We start from the raw sequence: 17264 nt of genomic DNA, 5'->3' as shown, positions 1-17264 counted from the left end.
CGGCCGAGATCCGCCGATGCGAACGACGGCCATGCCCCCGGCACGCCTGTGTCGCACTCCTGAAAGACCACGCCCATGACCGCCATTGCCGATACGCCTTTCGCCAAGCTCGACACCGAGGGGCGACTGCTGAAGCCGCTGCTGAGCGCCGACACCCACGTGGCCGGCCGCTTCGGCTATCGCGGCGAGATTTCCTACGATGACCCGGAGACGGTGCTGAAGGAGGTGTTCTCGGTGGCCGAAAGCGGCAAGCCGGCCATCGGCTTCCTGGCCGGGTCGATCAAGGAATATGCCACCCTGCCCAAGCTGATCGAGACGCTGGGCGCGGCGCTGGATGGCGCCGGGAACTATTTCATCTATGTGGCGGACCTGCCGCAGGGCAACCGCTTCTGCATCAGCTTCGGCGACATCAAGGTGTTCGCGATCTATATCGACGAGACCTCGGTCTATAACGAGCTGATCGACACCTTCTACGTGGACAAGACCAAGCTGAAGAAGTTCGACACCTCGGCCAAGCTGGATGCGCTCGCCGACGTGGGCCTGAAGTACTCCTCGCCGTCCGACTATAAGGATCTGTCCTATGAGGACGGATTGAAGATCAAGCAGGCGGCCTGATCGCGGCCGTCGCGGCCGCCGTCAGGTTCCGGCCGGACGGCGGGCCGCCGCCGGCGCGCGGGGAACGGCCTCCCCGTGCGTCGGGTCCGCCTGTGGTGCCGTGGGCGCGGCGCCCTACCAGCGCTCGACCGCGATGACCTTGCCGTGCTCCACCGCCAGCGCCAGCCGCCCCGCCTTCAGCGCCAGGGCGCGCTCGCCGAACAGTTCGCGCCGCCAGCCGGACAGGGCCGGGACGGGGGCGTCGTCGCTGACCGCGATCCGCTCCAGGTCGTCTGTGGTGGCGATCACCTTGGCCGCCACCGCGTGCTGCTCCGCGGTCATGCGCAGCAGCACCTTCAGCAGCTCGACGGTCGCCGCCGCGCCGTTGGGCAGCGGCTTGTCCCGCTCGATGCGGGGCAGGGTCTTGGGATCGCGCGCCACGCCCTTCTTCACTGCCTCCAGCACCGCTTCGCCATAGCGCGAGCGCTCGAAGCCCTTGGGCAGGGAGCGCAGCTCCGCCAGCCTCTCGTGGGTTTGCGGCTGCTGGATGGCGATCTCGCCGATCACCTCATCCTTGATGATGCGGCCGCGCGGCAGGTCGCGGGACTGCGCCTCGCGCTCGCGCCAGGCGGCGACCTCGGCCAGCACGGCCAGTTCGCGCGGCTTGCGCACGCGGGATTTCAGCCGCTCATAGGCGGTCTCGGGGTCCTGCCGATAGGTGGCGGGGGAGGTGAGGACGTTCATCTCCTCGCCCATCCAGTCGACGCGGCCGCGCGCCTCCAGGTCCTGCATCAGCTTGGCGTAGACGTCGCGCAGGTGGGTCACGTCGGCGATGGCATAGGTCAGCTGCGCCTGGGACAGCGGACGGCGCGACCAGTCGGTGAAGCGCGAGGACTTGTCGATGGCGTGGCCGGTCACGCGCTGCACGAGCTGGTCGTAGGAGATGCTGTCGCCATAGCCCAGCACCATGGCTGCCACCTGGCTGTCGAACACCGGGTGCGGGATGATCTCGGCCAGATGCCAGACGATCTCGATGTCCTGCCGTCCGGCATGGAATACCTTCTTGACCTTCTCGTTCGCCATCAAGGCGAAGAAGGGCGCGAGGTCGAGACCCTCGGCGAGGGCGTCGATGATGATGGCTTCATCAGGGCTGGCGACCTGAACCACGCAGAGTTTCGGCCAGAAGGTCGTCTCACGCAGGAACTCGGTATCGACGGTGACGAAGTCGTGGCTGGCGAGGCGCTCGCAGGCTGCGGCGAGAGCCTCCGTGGAGGTGATCGGATCCATGGCGCAAACATAACTGAAGGGCCGCTTGCCGCGAAAGGGCCAGAATGATGTGAAGCTCAACTTGTCAGGCGATGGGCCATCTCGCGCGCCTCGGTGGCGCGCATGGGACGGCCCAGCAGGAAGCCCTGAACATAGCCGCAGCCTTCCGCGCGCAGGACTTCCACCTGTTCCTCCTGCTCGATGCCCTCCGCCGTGGTTTCCAGCTCAAGGGCGGAGGAAAGCTGGAGGACGGCGTGGACGATGGCCCGGCTATGGGGGTCCTCGCACATGCGGGAGATGAAGGTGCGGTCGATTTTGATTCGGTCGATGGGCAAGGTGCGCAGGTAGCCGAGCGAGGAATAGCCGGTGCCGAAGTCGTCCAGGGCGATGGTGATGCCCTGGGCGCGGACCTGCTCCAGCGTGGCGCGCACGGTGGTGCCCTCGATCAGCAGGGTCGATTCGGTCAGCTCCAGCTCCAGCCGCCGGGGGGCGAGGCCGGAGGCGCGCAGGGCGTCGCGGATATGGTCGGCCATGTGGCCGGAGCGGAACTGCAACGGGGAGAGGTTGACCGCGAGGCGCACCGCCTCCGGCCATTCGGCGGCGGTGCGGCAGGCTTCCGACAGCACCCAGGCGCCCAGCGGCAGGATCAGGCCGGTCTCCTCGGCGCAGCCGATGAAGGTGGCGGGCGAGACGATGCCGCGGGTGGGGTGGCGCCAGCGCAGCAGCGCCTCGAAGCCGGCCAGCGCGCGCGTCTCCACATGGAAGAAGGGCTGGAACACCAGGAAGAACTGACCGTTCTCCCAGGCTTCCCGCAGGTCCAGCTCCAGCGCCCGGCGGGCGAGGGCGGTGTGCTCCATCTCGCGCAGGAACAGCCGCGCCTGCCCGCGCCCCTCGGCCTTGGCGCGGTAAAGGGCGAGGTCGGCATTCTTCAGCAGCTCGTTGACCGAGGTGCCGTCGGCGGGCGCCATGGCGATGCCGATGGTGCCGCCGGCGATGACCCGGTGGTCCTCCACGCTGATCGGCCGGCTGATGCGGGCGATCACACGCTCGGCCAGCGCCAGCGCGGCTTCCGGCTGGTCGGCATGGGTGTTGATGATGGCGAACTCGTCGCCGCCGATGCGCGCCACCACCTCGCTGGGATGGGCCTCCTCGGCAAGGCGGGCGGCCACCGCGCGCAGCAGCTGGTCGCCCACCGCATGGCCGAGCGTGTCGTTGACGCTCTTGAAGTAGTCGAGGTCGAGGAACAGCACGGCGAACGGATGGGCGGCGGCCCGGCTCGCCAGCAGCGCGGTGAGGCGCTCGCCGAACAGCAGGCGGTTGGGCAGGCCGGTGAGGTCGTCGTGGCGCGCCGCGTGGTGGGCGGCGGCGGCGAACCGGGCCTGCTCGCGCAACTGCCGGATGGCGAGGATCACCGCCACGGCGATGGCAAGGCAGATCAGCGCGGCGGCGGCGGCGATGGGCAGGGTCTGGATGCGCAGCCGCTTCTCGATCGCCGCCGTGGTGTCGCTCACCGCCACCACCAGGGGATAGTTGGCGAGCTGCTGCACCGCCACCAGCCGGGGCCGCTCGTCGATCAGCCCGGCGGGGGCGAGGCCGTCCTCCGGCTGCCGGGCGATCAGGTCGCGGGCGATGCGCGCGGCCACCGCCGGCGCGGGCTGGGCGTCGGCGGGATTGTGCGGGTAGGCGGCGAGCTGGGCGCCGTCGTCGCGATAGAGGGTGATGTTGCCGTCGCGGCCGAGCTTGATGGTGCCGTAGAACTGCTCGAAATAGCTCTGCTCCATCGCCCCCAGCACCAGGCCGAAGAAGGCGCCGGCCGGGGTGTTGAAACGCCGGGCGAGATAGATGGTGGTGGTGCCGGTGCCGCGGTTGGGCACCGGGAGGCTGACGAACACGTTCTGCCCCCGGCTGTCGCGCAGCCCGAGGTAATAGTCGCGGTCCGAGACGTTGACCGTCGGCACCGGCCAGAAGCGGGAAAAGTTCAGCAGCTTGCCGTTCTGGTCGATGATGGTGACCGCGTCGATGAAGGGCAGGCCGCTGATCTTCTCGCGCAGCGCCTCGTGGATCTCGAAGCTGGACATGAGCGCGCCGAGCGCCTCCGGCGTGTCGATGTTCGCGGTGGTGACGCGCTCGATGATGCTGGTCTGCACCAGTTGCAGCGATTGCAGCGCCCGGTCGCTCTGCTCGGCGAGGGCGAGGGCGAGGTTCTGCAGTTCGCGGCGGCGGTCGGAATAGGCCTGGGTGCGCAGGCTCAGCGTCAGCAGTAGCGCGCCGATGACCACGACGGCCGCCAGGACCGTCCCCAGAAGTGCCAGGAGGGTTCCCGCGCGTGGACCGTGACGGCTGGTTCGGTCCTCGGGGATGTCCGTCCTCCCGACCGACCGAAGGTCCATCCGCCGCCCTCGATCACAATGTCCTGAGGCGCAGGATACACGGATGATGCGTTGCGCCAAGCCCGTGCCGGCGGTTGTCCCCGTGCCGATCCCTTGACAAGCCCGGGTGCACATGCACCTTCCCGGCGGCCCGGCACAAGCCTTTGCGGCGGTTCCGGGCGTCCGTATTTACCGTGTTGTCCGAAAGGCCCGCCATGCACCGCTACCGCACTCACACCTGCGGCGCGCTCACCGATGCCCAGGTTGGCGACACCGTCCGCCTGTCGGGCTGGTGCCACCGTATCCGCGACCATGGCGGCGTGCTGTTCGTGGATCTGCGCGACCATTACGGCCTCACCCAGGTGGTGTTCGATCCCGACAGCGCCGCCTTCGCCGCCGCCGAGAAGGTGCGCGCCGAATGGGTGATCCGGGTGGACGGCCGCGTGCGCCTGCGCCCCGAGGGCACCGAGAATGCCGACCTTCCCACGGGGAAGGTGGAGATCTACGCCGTCGACCTGGAAGTGCTCGGCCCTGCCGCCGAGCTGCCGCTGCCGGTGTTCGGCGACCAGGACTATCCGGAAGACATCCGCCTGCGCTACCGCTTCCTGGACCTGCGCCGCGAGCGCATCCACAACAACATCATGACCCGCGGCCGGATCATCGACAGCCTGCGCACCCGCATGAAGGGGCAGGGCTTCTTCGAGTTCCAGACGCCGATCCTGACCGCCTCCTCGCCGGAAGGCGCGCGCGACTTCCTGGTGCCCTCGCGCATCCATCCCGGCAAGTTTTACGCGCTGCCGCAGGCGCCCCAGCAGTACAAGCAGCTGATCATGATGAGCGGCTTCGACCGCTACTACCAGATCGCCCCCTGCTTCCGCGACGAGGATCCGCGCGCCGACCGCCTGCCGGGCGAGTTCTACCAGCTCGACCTGGAGATGAGCTTCGTCACCCAGGAGGACGTGTTCGCGGCGGTGGAGCCGGTGATCCGCGGCGTGTTCGAGGAGTTCGGCAACGGCAAGCCTGTCACCCAGGAGTGGCCGCGCATCCCCTATGCGGAGGCGCTGCGCAAGTATGGCTCCGACAAGCCGGACCTGCGCAACCCGCTGGTGATGCAGGACGTCTCCGAGCATTTCCGTGGCTCGAACTTCAAGGTGTTCGCGCGCATGCTCGAAGACCCGAAGAACGAGGTGTGGGCCATCCCCGCCCCGACCGGCGGCTCGCGCGCGTTCTGCGACCGCATGAACAGCTGGGCGCAGGGCGAGGGCCAGCCGGGCCTCGGCTACATCATGTGGCGCGAGGGCGGGGAGGGTGCAGGGCCGCTCGCCAACAACATCGGCCCGGAGCGCACGGCGGCGATCCGCGAGGCGCTCGGCCTGAAGGAAGGCGATGCCGCTTTCTTCGTCGCTGGCGATCCGTCCAAGTTCTACAAGTTCGCCGGCCTTGCCCGCACCAAGGTGGGCGAGGAGCTGAACCTCATCGATACCGAGCGGTTCGAGCTGGCCTGGATCGTCGACTTCCCGTTCTACGAATGGTCGGACGAGGAGAAGAAGATCGACTTCTCCCACAACCCCTTCTCCATGCCGCAGGGCGGGCTTGAGGCGCTGAACGGGCAGGACCCGCTCACCATCAAGGCGTTCCAGTACGACATCGCCTGTAACGGCTACGAGATCGCCTCCGGCGGCATCCGCAACCACCGCCCCGAGGCGATGGTGAAGGCGTTCGAGCTGGCCGGCTATGACGAGGCGACCGTTCAGGAGCGCTTCGGCGGCATGTACCGCGCCTTCCAGTACGGCGCCCCGCCCCATGGCGGCATGGCGGCGGGCATCGACCGCATCGTGATGCTGCTGTGCGGCGTCTCGAACCTGCGCGAGATCTCGCTGTTCCCGATGAATCAGCAGGCCCTCGACCTGCTGATGAGCGCGCCTGCGGAAGCGACCCCGAAGCAGCTCAAGGAACTGCACATCCGCCCGGTCCTGCCGGCGAAGTGAGGCCGACGGCCCGTGCCCTCACTCCCTCTCCCACGCAGTGGGGGAGGGCCGGGGTGGGGGCGCCGCGCCAGCGGCGGGGGTGCGCTATTCGCGTCCCGCCTGACACGGCGGGCATTGTGAGGCAATGCCGAAGCTGCGCTTCGGCCCCCACCCTGTCCCCGCAAGCGGGGGAGGGGTCTCGCCTGCGATGGATGGTGACGCTGCGCCCTTTTCGCCCCGCCGCGCCCGCGCCCGGCGTCAGGCGGCGGTGAGGCCGGCGGGCTCCGGCTCGGGGCGCGCCTTCGGGCGGAGGCGGTCCTTGAGCCTGAGGCAGGGCCGCTCGACGCAATGATAGGACAGCATGGCCACCGGATAGCCGGCGAAGACCAGCGCCAGGCGCTGCGCCGCCGAAATGTCCGGGATGCTCCAGATGCCGATCAGCAGGAACGGATAGTGCCAGAGATACCAGCCGTAGGAGATGCGGCCGGTATAGACGGCGAGCGGCGATGACAGCACCCGCTTCAGCCAGCCGTCCTGCTGCGCGGCGACGATCAGCCAGGCGCTGGCCAGCGCGGCGGCGGTCAGGCCCCAGGTCTGGGTCCACAGGGAGCGGAACGGCATCGCCAGCAGGATCACGGCCAGCGCCGCCACGGCGAGCGGCGCGGCCCGCGTCAGTCCCAGCCGCGCCGGTGCGCCGAGCGGAACGAGGGCGAGGATGCAGCCGATGGCCAGCGCGTCGGCATGGGTGTCGAAGCCGTTATAGGTGCGCTCCGCGTCCGCCCCGCCAAGCGCCAGGGCGCACCGCCAGGCGATGATGAGGCCGGTGGCCCCGGCGAGCCAGGCCACCGGCCGCCGCCGCCACAGCGCGAGGAAGCAGACTGGCCAGAGCAGATAGAACTGCTCCTCCATGGACAGCGACCAAGTGTGGCCGAGGATGCCCTGGTTGACCCAGCCGAACGCGCGGTTCCAGTTCATCAGATAGGTCACGGCCATGCCGATGCCCTGGAACTGGAGCTGGCCGGCGGCCTCGCTCGGCGCCAGGGCGGCGCGGGCCAGCGCGAACAGCAGCAGCAGGCCGAAGGCGGGCATGAGCCGCAGCGCCCGCCGGGCGTAGAACAGGCCGAAATGCAGGCGGCCGGTCTCAACCATCTCCCGCGCCAGCAGGCGGGTGATGAGATAGCCGCTGAGCACGAAGAAGGCGTCCACCCCCGCCCAGCCGCCGGGCAGGGCGTCGGGGCAGGCGTGATAGATGACGATGGCGAGGATCGCCACGGCACGGATGCCGTCGAGGCCCGGCTCATGTCGCGGCAGGCCGGTGCCGGTCCCCTCCGTCATCGCGCCCATGTGCCCGGCCATGCCCCGCCCGTTAGTCCCGCGCGCCCTATAGGACGGCTTCGTCCGGCGATGCAACCGGCCCCCTCCGCCCGCCCGGCACGTTTTGCGCTGCAACATGGGTGTTGCCGCCCGCCCCGGCCTGCGGTAGATTGGTCAATATTACTTACCTATATCGGGGCCTGCCCGTGCCGCCAGCGCTGTCCGCTCTGTCCTTCCGCCACACCGCCCCCCTCTGGCGCGGGGCGGTGTGGCGCGGCGCCGCGCGCCGGGCGATGGCGGCGCTCCAGTCGGTCGATCCGGGGCTGGTGCGCCTTCTCACCGCGTGCCGCGCGCTCGTGGCCCTGACGGTGACGGGCGGCGTGGTCCTGCCCGCCCTCGTCCTCGCCGGCCATCCCATCACCGCCGGGGCGCCGGCCCTGGTCTTCGCCATGACCCTGCCGGTGCTGGTGCGGCAGGGGGCGGCGCGGGACTATGCCCGCGCGCTCGCCGTGGTGGTGGGCTGCGCGCTCGCCGCCTACGGCGCGGGCACGCTGCTGGCCCCGCTGCCGGCCGTGGTGGAAGCGGTGTTCGTGCTGGTGCTGGCGCTCGGCGTGCTGGTCCACCCGCTCGGCCCGGTGGCCACGGCGGCGGGCATGGTGTCGGGCGTCCTTTATTATGTCGGGCTCTATCTGCACCCGGCGGCCGGCGATCTCGCGGCGGCGCTGGCGGCGGTGCCGCCGGCGCTGGCCATCGTGGTCGTGGCCTGCCGCGTGCTGATGCCGCTCTCCGCCGCCACCGTGTTGCGCGGCGCGGCGGCGGCCCTGGCCTGCCGGGGCGCCCGCGCGTTGCGGGCGGCGGCGGAAGGGCGGCCCGCCGGTCCGGCGCTCGCCCGGCTCACCGACGCCGCCTTGACCATCGAGGACCATCTCGCGCTGACCGAGGCACCGGAGGCGGGCGAGCGCGGCGACGCCCCGGACGAGGGCCTCGCCGGCGCGGTGCTGGATTTCGAGCTGGCGGTGGGCCGGCTGGTGGTCGCGGCGCCGCCGCGCGAGGCCGGCCGGCTGCTGCTGGCCTGCGCCCGGCGGCTGGAGGAGGGCACCCCCGCCGCGCCGTGCCCCGGCGCCGCGCCCGCCGGTCCGCTGCGCCGCGCGGTGCGCGAGGTGGACCGTGCCGCCCGCCGCATGCTGGACCTCGCCGGGATCGAGCGGCGCCCGGCGCCGCCGCGCCGCGCCGGCCCGGCGGCCCCTGCCGCGCTCGCCTGGCAGGCCGCCGCCCGCGTGCTGGTGGCGGGCGCGCTCGCTTTGTCCGCCGGGCTCGCCATCTCGCCCGAGCGCTGGTTCTGGGCGGTGTTCTCGGTGTTCCTGGTGCTGCTGGGCATGCGCTCGCGGGCGGAGATGATCCACCGCAGCGCCCAGCGCATTCTCGGCACCGTGGCCGGCGTCGTCGTCGGGGCCGGCGCCACCTATCTGCTGCGCGGGCATCCGGTGCTGGAAGTGGCGCTGATGCTGGCCTGCGTGTTCGGCTGGGCCTTCTTCATCCTGCACGCCTACGCGCGGGCGATCTTCTTCGTCACCTTGCTGGTGGGCCTCGTCTACGGCGCGCTCGGCGCCACCATGTCGGAACTGCTGGAGATCCGCCTCGCCGAGGTGCTGGCCGGCTGCCTCATCGCCATGCTCTGCGCCCTCGCCATCTTCCCGGTGCCGACGCGCCCGCTGCTGGCCGGCCGGGTGCGGGCCGTGCTCGGCGGCCTCGCCGACGTGGTCGGCCTCGCCCGGGCGCGCTTCGCCGGGCCGGCCGATCTCGCCGATCCCGCCCAATATCCCACCGCAGATCCCGCCCCAGATCCCACCGCCGCGATGCGGCGGGTGGATCGCGGCTTCCGCGAGGCGGTGGCGGCGCTGGTGCCGCTGGAGGCGGCGCGGCGCTTCGTGGTCGGCGCGCAGCCCGACCTCCTGCCGCGCCAGCTCGCCGCCTGCCTGCACTGGACGCGCCAATTGGCCCGCCTGTCGGCGACGGTGCCCGCCGCCGCCGTGCCGGCGGACCTTGCCGGGCATCTCGCGGCGGCCGAACATCACCTGCGCGCGGCGCAGGCGCAGGACATGGTGGACGAGGACGGGCTTGCCGCCGGCCTCGCGGCGCTGGAGGCGGCGCTGCGCCTGCTCCCGGCGCGGCCCGCCTGAGCTGCCCGCCGCTCAGGGCGCGGCGGTCGCCGTCACCTTGAAGGCGATCAGCGCCTCCAGCGGGTTGTCGAGGCCCACCAGTTGCAGCACGGGCATCGGCGTGCGGGGCGTCAGCGTGAGGGTCAGCGTGCCCGGCGACTGGAGGAAGGCGGCCACCGCGTCGCCGATCACCGCGGCGTCGGGTACCACCTGCGCGGCATCGCGCGCGGCGGTCTTGACGCCGGAGATCAGCTCCGCCTTGAGGTCTTCCGGCTCGACGCCGGCAAGGTCCGCCTGCTGCTTCAGCATGATCTGCGCCAGGCCGAGATTGGTGACGGTGAGCGTCACCGGCCCGGCGGTGGCCTCGCCCAGCGCCAGGAAGGCGCCGGCGGGGTCCTCGAACGCGGTCTTGGGCACGTTGTCGAGCCGCGCCTCGACGCGCAGCGCGAAGGCCTGGTCCACCTCGGTGGAGGCCGGCGACAGCGTGAGGGTGCGCGCCGCCGGGTCATAGGCGAGGTTGAGCTGCATGGAGATGCTGGCCTGCTTGAGGCCGGCCGCCGCCAGATAGCTGAACGGCTCGCCGTCCTCGGCGGAGATCGGGCCGCTCACCTTGTCCGCCTTGAAGGCGAGGCGGGTGGGCAGCGCACCGGCGAAATCGCCCCAGGACAGCGACATGGCCTGAATGCTCACCGTGCCGCCGCCCTCCTCGTGCGGCGCGACGATGCCCTCCAGCTCCAGGCCGGACAGCACCTTGAACAGGCCGAAGCCGGTATCGAGGCTGGGCATGTTGTCGTTCTTCGCCGTCTCGGCGGAGATCCGCAGCAGGTCGTGGAAGGAGAAGCCCTGGATGGCGGCGCGCTTGATGCTGACCGGCTTCAGGTCCTTGGTGGTGCCGGCGAGCCCGGTCAGTTCCAGGCTGTCCAGCTTGCCGTTGGCGAAGCCCTGGAAGGTCAGCGCGGCGACCGTGGCGGTGCCGTTCTTGTCGGTCACCGTCATGTCGCCGAACGTCGCCGCGCCCACCGCGAAGCCGTCCAGCGTGTCGGCGGTGAGGGTCAGCAGCCGGGCGGTCTCGTCCGCGCTCAGCGGCGTGCCGCGCTGGGCGAGCGCGCTCATCTCGTCGAGCCGCCGGAAGGAGAGGTCCACCGGGTTGATCGCCACCCGGTCGATGGCGATGGTGCCCACGCGCACCGAGTGGCCGGGCTCCGGTTTCAGCACGTAGGGGCCGGCGGTGATCCTGGCGTAGACCGGCAGCGGGCTGGTCGCCCTGGGCTCGGCGTCGGTGAGCGCGCGCACCGGGCCAGTGTCGATGCCGGAGGCGCGCAGGTTGGCCATCTCGCCGCCGGCGGGCTCCGCCTTGCCGTCGGTGACCACCTTGGTGGTGAAGGTCACGCGGTCCAGCGTCACCTCGGCGACGCGGCCGTCGGCGATGCCGGACGCCTTGAAGCCCTCATAGGCCAGTTCCACCGGCTGGATGGCGCCGTCCGCCGGCGTGCCGGGCGCGGGGAGCATCCGGCCGGTGAGCTGCGGCACGGTCAGGCTGTCGGCGCGCACGGCGGCGAAGCGCACCAGCATCTCGCGCAGATAGGGATGGCTGCCGTTGCCCGGCGCCACCGGCAGCAGCCGGTCCGGCCCCTGGTAATTGTCGATTCGCGCCTTGGGCACGGCGTAGGAGACGGTGACGCCCGGCGCCACCAGCCCGGTGGCCGAGAGCACCAGCCCCTCAAGCTCGACGGCGCTGGCCTGGATGGCGCCGCCGGACGGCGAGGTGATGCCGCGCGCCACCAGCCGGTCGGCCTTGAACTGGCCGGCGCCGGGCGCGCTGACGTCGATGCCGGTCACCGTCAGCACGCGGCCGGACAGGTCGAACGAGACATCCTGGTAGCGGGCCTCCGCGCCCTGCTGGCGCAGGGTGGCGAACACCGCCTCCACGTCGCCCTTGGCGCGGACCTGGACGTAGCGGGTGAAGCCGAAGTAGCCGCCGATCCCGACGACCGCCAGCACCACAACTGCGACGACGACCTTCTTCATGAGTGCTGCCTCCACGCGCACGGTGCACCTTTATGCGACCACCCTGGCCACGTTCGCCGCGAAAACACCAGCCCAGGCCGTGACATCCCCGTCCGTGGGGGATAGGTTGCCGGCCCGAACAGCAGTCGGTTGCAGCAAGAGAGGCTTGGGGGAGGACATGGCGTCAAACATGTCGAATATATCCGAGGATCTGAAATCCGGCGCGCTTGTCTATCACCGCTTCCCGACGCCGGGGAAACTGGAAATCCAGGCCACCAAGCCCCTCGGTAACCAGCGCGACCTCGCGCTCGCCTATTCCCCCGGTGTCGCCGCGGCCTGCGAGGCCATCAAGGCCGACCCGCTCCAGGCCGCCGAACTGACCATCCGCGCCAATCTGGTGGCGGTGGTGACCAACGGCACCGCCGTCCTCGGCCTCGGCAACATCGGCCCCCTGGCCTCCAAGCCGGTGATGGAAGGCAAGGCGGTCCTGTTCAAGAAGTTCGCCGGCATCGACGTGTTCGACATCGAGCTCGCCGCCACCGAGATCGACCATCTGGTCGAGACCGTGGCCGCGCTGGAGCCCACGTTCGGCGGCGTCAACCTTGAGGACATCAAGGCCCCCGAGTGTTTCGAGGTGGAGCGCCGCCTGCGCGAGCGCATGAAGATCCCGGTGTTCCATGACGACCAGCACGGCACGGCGATCATCGTCGCGGCCGCCGTGCGCAACGCGCTGGAGATCGGCAACCGCAAGATCGAGGACCTGAAGATCGTCGCCTCGGGCGCGGGCGCGGCCGCGCTCGCCTGCCTCAACCTGCTGGTGACGCTCGGCGCCAAGCGCGAGAACATCTGGGTCTGCGACATCGAGGGCGTGGTCTATGAGGGCCGCGAGACCCTGATGGACCCCTACAAGTCCATCTATGCCCAGAAGACCGACGCCCGCACCCTGGGCGAGGTGATCGACGGCGCGCACATCTTCCTCGGCCTGTCCGCCGGCGGCGTGCTGACCAAGGACATGGTCAAGCGCATGGCCGACCGCCCGCTGATCCTGGCGCTGGCCAACCCCAATCCTGAGATCATGCCGGAGGACGCCCGTGAGGCGCGCCCGGACGCGATGATCTGCACCGGCCGGTCGGACTTCCCGAACCAGGTCAACAACGTCCTGTGCTTCCCCTACATCTTCCGCGGCGCGCTTGATGTCGGCGCCACCGACATCAATGCGGAAATGAAGATGGCGGCGGTGGAAGCCATCGCCGCGCTCGCCCGCGAGACGCCCTCCGACGTGGTGGCCCGCGCCTATGGCGGCGAGACCCGCGCCTTCGGTGCCGACAGCATCATCCCCTCGCCGTTCGACCCGCGCCTCATCCTGCGCATCGCCCCGGCCGTGGCGAAGGCCGCCATGGACACCGGCGTCGCCACCCGGCCGATCGCCGATTTCGAGGCCTATAACGAGAAGCTCGACTATTTCGTCTTCCGCTCCGGCTTCATCATGCGTCCCCTGTTCGCCCGCGCGAAGCAGGACAAGAAGCGCGTGATCTATGCCGAGGGCGAGGACGAGCGCGTGCTGCGCGCCGCCCAGGCGGTGGTGGAGGAGGGCATCGCCCGTCCCATCCTGGTGGCCCGCCCGAACGTGCTGGAGACCCGTCTCCAGCGCTTCGGCCTGTCGATCCGGCCGGGCGAGGACTTCGACGTCATCAACCCGGAAGACGATCCGCGCTACCGCGACTTCGTGCGCTCCTACATCGAGATCGCCGGCCGCCGCGGCGTCACGCCGGACGCCGCCCGCACGCTGGTGCGCACCTCCTCCACCGTCATCTCGGCGCTGGCCGTCCGCAAGGGCGAGGCGGACGCCATGCTGTGCGGCATCGAGGGGCGCTTCTCGCGCCACCTGCGCCATGTGCGCGACATCGTCGGCCTCGCGCCGGGCGTGCGCGAGCTGGCGGCGCTGTCGCTGCTCATCACGCCGAAGGGCAACTTCTTCATCTGCGACACGCAGGTGCAGACCGAGCCCACCCCGTCGGACCTGGCGGAGATGACCATCCTCGCCGCCGCCCATGTGCGCCGCTTCGGCATCGAGCCGCACGTGGCGCTGCTGTCGCACTCCAATTTCGGCAGCAACGAAACCGCCTGCGCCCGCCGCATGCGGGCCGCGCTCGAAATCCTCATGGAGCGGGCGCCCGACCTTGAGGTGGACGGCGAGATGCAGGCGGAAGCCGCGCTGCTGCCGGACATCCGCGAGCGCATCTACCCGCATTCGCGGCTCGCCGGCGTCGCCAACGTGCTGGTGATGCCCGACCTCGACGCGGCGGACATCGCCTACAACATGATCAAGGTGCTTGGCGACGCGCTGCCGGTCGGCCCGATCCTGATGGGCACGGCCAAGCCCGCCCACATCCTCGGCCCCACCGTGACGGCGCGCGGCATCGTCAACATGACCGCCGTGGCGGTGGTGGAAGCCCAGAGCGAACTGTGATCCTCCGGCCCTCCGGGGCCGGCTGCATCCCAAAGGAAAAGGCCCGGCAATGCCGGGCCTTTTTGCTTTTGTGGCAGCCTTGACGGCGATGCCGGCATGGGCCGAGACGCGGCCCGGACCTGCGGAAGGTCCGGGCCGTGTCGCTTCAGCCCAGTGCGCCTCAGTTCTGGTGCGCCTTGGCCTCGGCGTCGATGCGCGAGGCGTGCTTGGTGTCCGGCATGAACAGGTACACCAGCAGCGAGCAGGCGATCACGCCCGTGGCGTACCAGTAGAACCAGCTTTCATGGCCGATGCTCTTGAACCACAGGGCGATGTATTCCGCCGTGCCGCCGAACAGCGAGACCGCCACCGCATAGGGCAGGCCGACGCCGGAGGCGCGGATGGCGGCGGGGAACAGCTCCGCCTTCACCACGGCGTTGATCGAGGTGTAGCCCGACACGATGAGCCACGCGCCGGCGATCAGCAGGAAGGCCATCCACGGGCCGCTGGCATGCTGGATGGCGGTCAGCAGGGGCACGGTGCACAGCGTGCCCAGCACGCCGAAGCCGATCAGCAGCGGCCGGCGGCCGACGCGGTCCGACAGGGCGCCGTAGATGGGCTGGAGGCACATGGCGAAGATCAGCGTGCCGGCGCTGACCCAGGTGGTCTGCGCGTCGGTGAGGCCCGCCGAGAGCTTCAGGAACTTCTGCATGTAGGTGGTGTAGACATAGAAGGCGAGCGTGCCGCCGGCGGTGAGGCCGAACACGATGGCCACCTCGCGCGGATGCTGCATCAGGCCGCGCAGCGTGCCGGTGCGCGAGGTCTTCTTCTGCTTGGCCTTCTCGAACGCCTCGGTCTCCTGGAGGTTGCGCCGCATCACCAGGGTGAACAGGGCGAGGCCCGCGCCGATGAAGAACGGGATGCGCCAGCCCCAGGCCCGCAGTTCCTCGCCGGTGAGCAGCAGGTTCTGGAGCACCAGCAGCACCACCAGGGCGGTGAGCTGGCCACCGATCAGGGTGACGTACTGGAAGGAGGAGTAGAAGCCGCGCTCGCTGGAGGTGGCCATCTCCGAGAGATAGGTGGCGCTCGACCCGTATTCGCCGCCCAGGCTCAGGCCCTGGAGCAGGCGGGCCACCAGCAGCATGACCGGGGCGAACACGCCGATGGTGGCGTAGGTGGGGGTGAGCGCGATGATCAGCGAGCCGAAGCACATGAGCAGCACGGACAGCATCAGGGCGCGGCGGCGGCCGAGATTGTCGCCGATATAGCCGAACAGCCAGCCGCCGATGGGGCGCATGAAGAAGCCCAGGGCGAAGATACTCGCGGTCGCCAGCAGTTCGGCGACGGGGTCCTCATTGGGAAAGAAGGACTTGGAAAAATAGAGCGCGAAGGCGGAATAGGCGTAGAAGTCGTACCACTCAACCAGATTTCCCGCGGAGCCGATCAGGATCGCTTTGATCCGCCGAGCTTTGTCGTGCAGGCTGTCCTTACCCTGGGTTGCAGGATGCACCATATTGTCCACTTGGCACTCCGTCGTCTGCTCAAGCTCAGCCTGAAGCGGCCCGAGTTTTACGGGAGACGGATCGCGCAAATAGCTTAAGCCCCAGCACGCCGTCCGGTGTGCCGGGTCTATACCTTCCTCACCGCTGAGAAAAGTACGGCTAAAGACTGAGACGCTGGTTGTTTATCCCGGTCCGACGGCGGAGGCGGCCTCAGCCGTTCCAGCGTTTCGGCCGGTAGAAGGTGTGCACGCCGATCCGGTCCAGCTTGCGCATCTCGCGCACCCAGGAGGGGTGGACCCAATAGGCATGGTAGTGGGTGGCGCGGCCCACGCTGTCCAGCCACAGCTTGCCGTCCAGCATGTCGGCGGAGATCTGCTTGGCCTGCACCCACATGTCCGGCTCGCGCACCACGTCCTTCACGTCGTCGCAGGCGAAGGTGAACTGGCAGGCCAGGTGCCGGTGGGCGTTCTGGTAGACGGTCTTGCACACGTCGTTGGGATAGTAGCCGGAGAACACCCGGTTGATGACCACCTGGGCCACCGCGATCTGGCCCCGCTTGGGTTCGCCGCGGCTCTCGAAATAGATCGCCTCCGCCAGGCACTTCTCCGCCCGGGCGCGGGCCGGGCCCTCAAGCCCCAGCCGCTCGGCGAAGGTGGGGCCGGCGAGCCCGCCCTGGAGCGTGCCGCCCCCCAGCAGGGCGGCGTCGCGGGCGCGGTCGGTGGGCGCGGAGACCGGCACCGGCACGAGGCGCGTGGGCAGGCCGTCCGTCGCGTGCTCGAACGCCTGGGCGGGGAAGGTGTTGGGATCGGTACCAAAGACCACGGTGGGGTCGCGGTAGAGCGGCGCGCCGTCGCCGTCCGCTTCCGGGTCGGAACCGAGATCGGCCCAGCCCTGGTCGTCGGGCAGCATCGGGAAGACGGCGTCGCTGCCGATGCCGCCGGCGTCGGCGGCGCGCCGCGCCGCCACGCTCGGGTCCACGTCCGCGCCGCTGATGTCGGGGCCGAACAGGCCTTGCCCCTCGTCGTCGCTCGCCACCGCCTCGTCGTCGATATTGGGCAGCGACAGCAGGCTGTCGAGGGCAAGCTCCAGATAGACGTTGCGCGCCGGCGGCGTGGGGCCGAACACGGTCGGCGTCTCGGCTTCGGCCTCCGCTTCCGCCCGGCCGGCCGGATCGTCCGCAGGCGGGGCGGCGGCCACCGCCGGCTCGGGCGCTGCGAGCACCAGCGCCGGGGGATAGGAATAGCTGTCCTCGCCGGGCGGCGGCACGGCGGGCGGTTCCGGCAGGGTAAAGCCGAGGCCGGAGCCCAGCGCCGGCGGCAGGTCGAGGGTCGCCACCTTCAGCGCCTTCAGCGGCGCGCCGAGCAGCATGTTCGGTCCGCGCTCGGCGAAGGTGCGCGAGAGCATGGCATCGGAGGGCAGCGACTGGGCGGCGAGCGGGGATGCGACCATGGAGGACACGGCGAGCGCCGCGAGGGCCTGCGCCGCGCCGGTCAGCGCGATGCCCGCCAGCGCCTTCGCCCGCCTGGAGCCCCGCCTGGAGCCCGTCCCCCGTCCCGCCATCTGCCTGCCCCGCTTGGTCCTGCGGGGTCCACGGGCCGGCCGGACAGACCGGACGGACGGAAACGCACCCGCGCGGC

Annotated in this window: 10 protein-coding genes; 4 read left to right on the top strand and 6 right to left on the bottom strand. The window is 70.4% G+C overall.

The features are described from left to right. The first annotated feature begins 75 nt into the window (after nucleotides 1-75). Nucleotides 76-615, top strand: coding sequence for a hypothetical protein (locus YU1_RS0116215; protein WP_029004965.1), 540 nt, complete (start codon nucleotides 76-78; stop codon nucleotides 613-615). A 114-nt stretch (nucleotides 616-729) separates the two neighbouring features. Here the strand turns inward: YU1_RS0116215 and rnd are convergent, their stop codons facing one another. Together rnd and YU1_RS32090 are read right to left on the bottom strand one after the other, a co-directional pair. Continuing rightward, nucleotides 730-1881: a ribonuclease D gene (rnd, locus tag YU1_RS0116210; RefSeq protein ID WP_029004964.1), complete on the bottom strand. Its 1152-nt coding sequence runs from the start codon at nucleotides 1879-1881 to the stop codon at nucleotides 730-732. A 56-nt stretch (nucleotides 1882-1937) separates the two neighbouring features. Further along, nucleotides 1938-4139: a bifunctional diguanylate cyclase/phosphodiesterase gene (locus YU1_RS32090; protein ID WP_051356941.1), complete on the bottom strand. Its 2202-nt coding sequence runs from the start codon at nucleotides 4137-4139 to the stop codon at nucleotides 1938-1940. A gap of 305 nt (nucleotides 4140-4444) precedes the next feature. Here YU1_RS32090 and aspS point away from each other — a divergent pair, with 305 nt between their 5' ends. Next, nucleotides 4445-6217, top strand: a complete 1773-nt coding sequence (aspS, locus tag YU1_RS0116200) for an aspartate--tRNA ligase (RefSeq protein WP_029004963.1) — start codon at nucleotides 4445-4447, stop codon at nucleotides 6215-6217. 237 nt (nucleotides 6218-6454) lie between these two features. On the opposite strand, the gene YU1_RS0116195 is transcribed toward aspS, so the two are convergent. After that, the gene (locus tag YU1_RS0116195) at nucleotides 6455-7540 is read right to left on the bottom strand and encodes an acyltransferase family protein (RefSeq protein WP_198018954.1); all 1086 of its coding nucleotides are present in this window, start codon (nucleotides 7538-7540) and stop codon (nucleotides 6455-6457) included. Between the two features lie 176 nt (nucleotides 7541-7716). Between YU1_RS0116195 and YU1_RS0116190 the strand changes: the two genes are divergently transcribed. Next, nucleotides 7717-9690, top strand: coding sequence for an FUSC family protein (locus YU1_RS0116190; protein ID WP_156922198.1), 1974 nt, complete (start codon nucleotides 7717-7719; stop codon nucleotides 9688-9690). A 12-nt stretch (nucleotides 9691-9702) separates the two neighbouring features. Here YU1_RS0116190 and YU1_RS0116185 read toward each other — a convergent pair whose 3' ends face one another. Beyond that, nucleotides 9703-11697 carry a hypothetical protein gene (locus YU1_RS0116185; protein WP_029004960.1) on the bottom strand — a complete coding sequence of 665 codons (1995 nt, stop codon included), beginning with the start codon at nucleotides 11695-11697 and terminating at the stop codon, nucleotides 9703-9705. 169 nt (nucleotides 11698-11866) lie between these two features. Between YU1_RS0116185 and YU1_RS0116180 the strand changes: the two genes are divergently transcribed. After that, nucleotides 11867-14146: an NADP-dependent malic enzyme gene (locus tag YU1_RS0116180; RefSeq protein WP_425339160.1), complete on the top strand. Its 2280-nt coding sequence runs from the start codon at nucleotides 11867-11869 to the stop codon at nucleotides 14144-14146. A gap of 160 nt (nucleotides 14147-14306) precedes the next feature. Here YU1_RS0116180 and YU1_RS0116175 read toward each other — a convergent pair whose 3' ends face one another. Beyond that, a complete protein-coding gene (locus YU1_RS0116175; protein WP_029004958.1) occupies nucleotides 14307-15638 on the bottom strand; it encodes an MFS transporter in 1332 nt (443 codons plus the stop codon). 199 nt (nucleotides 15639-15837) lie between these two features. After that, complete coding sequence (locus YU1_RS34025; protein WP_245263356.1) at nucleotides 15838-17187, bottom strand: cell wall hydrolase; 1350 nt, start codon at nucleotides 17185-17187, stop codon at nucleotides 15838-15840. Nucleotides 17188-17264: the final 77 nt, after the last annotated feature.

It is taken from the genome of Azorhizobium doebereinerae UFLA1-100 (assembly GCF_000473085.1).
Taxonomy (GTDB): Bacteria; Pseudomonadota; Alphaproteobacteria; order Rhizobiales; family Xanthobacteraceae; genus Azorhizobium; species Azorhizobium doebereinerae.
This window is presented reverse-complemented; position numbering and strand designations above follow the sequence as displayed.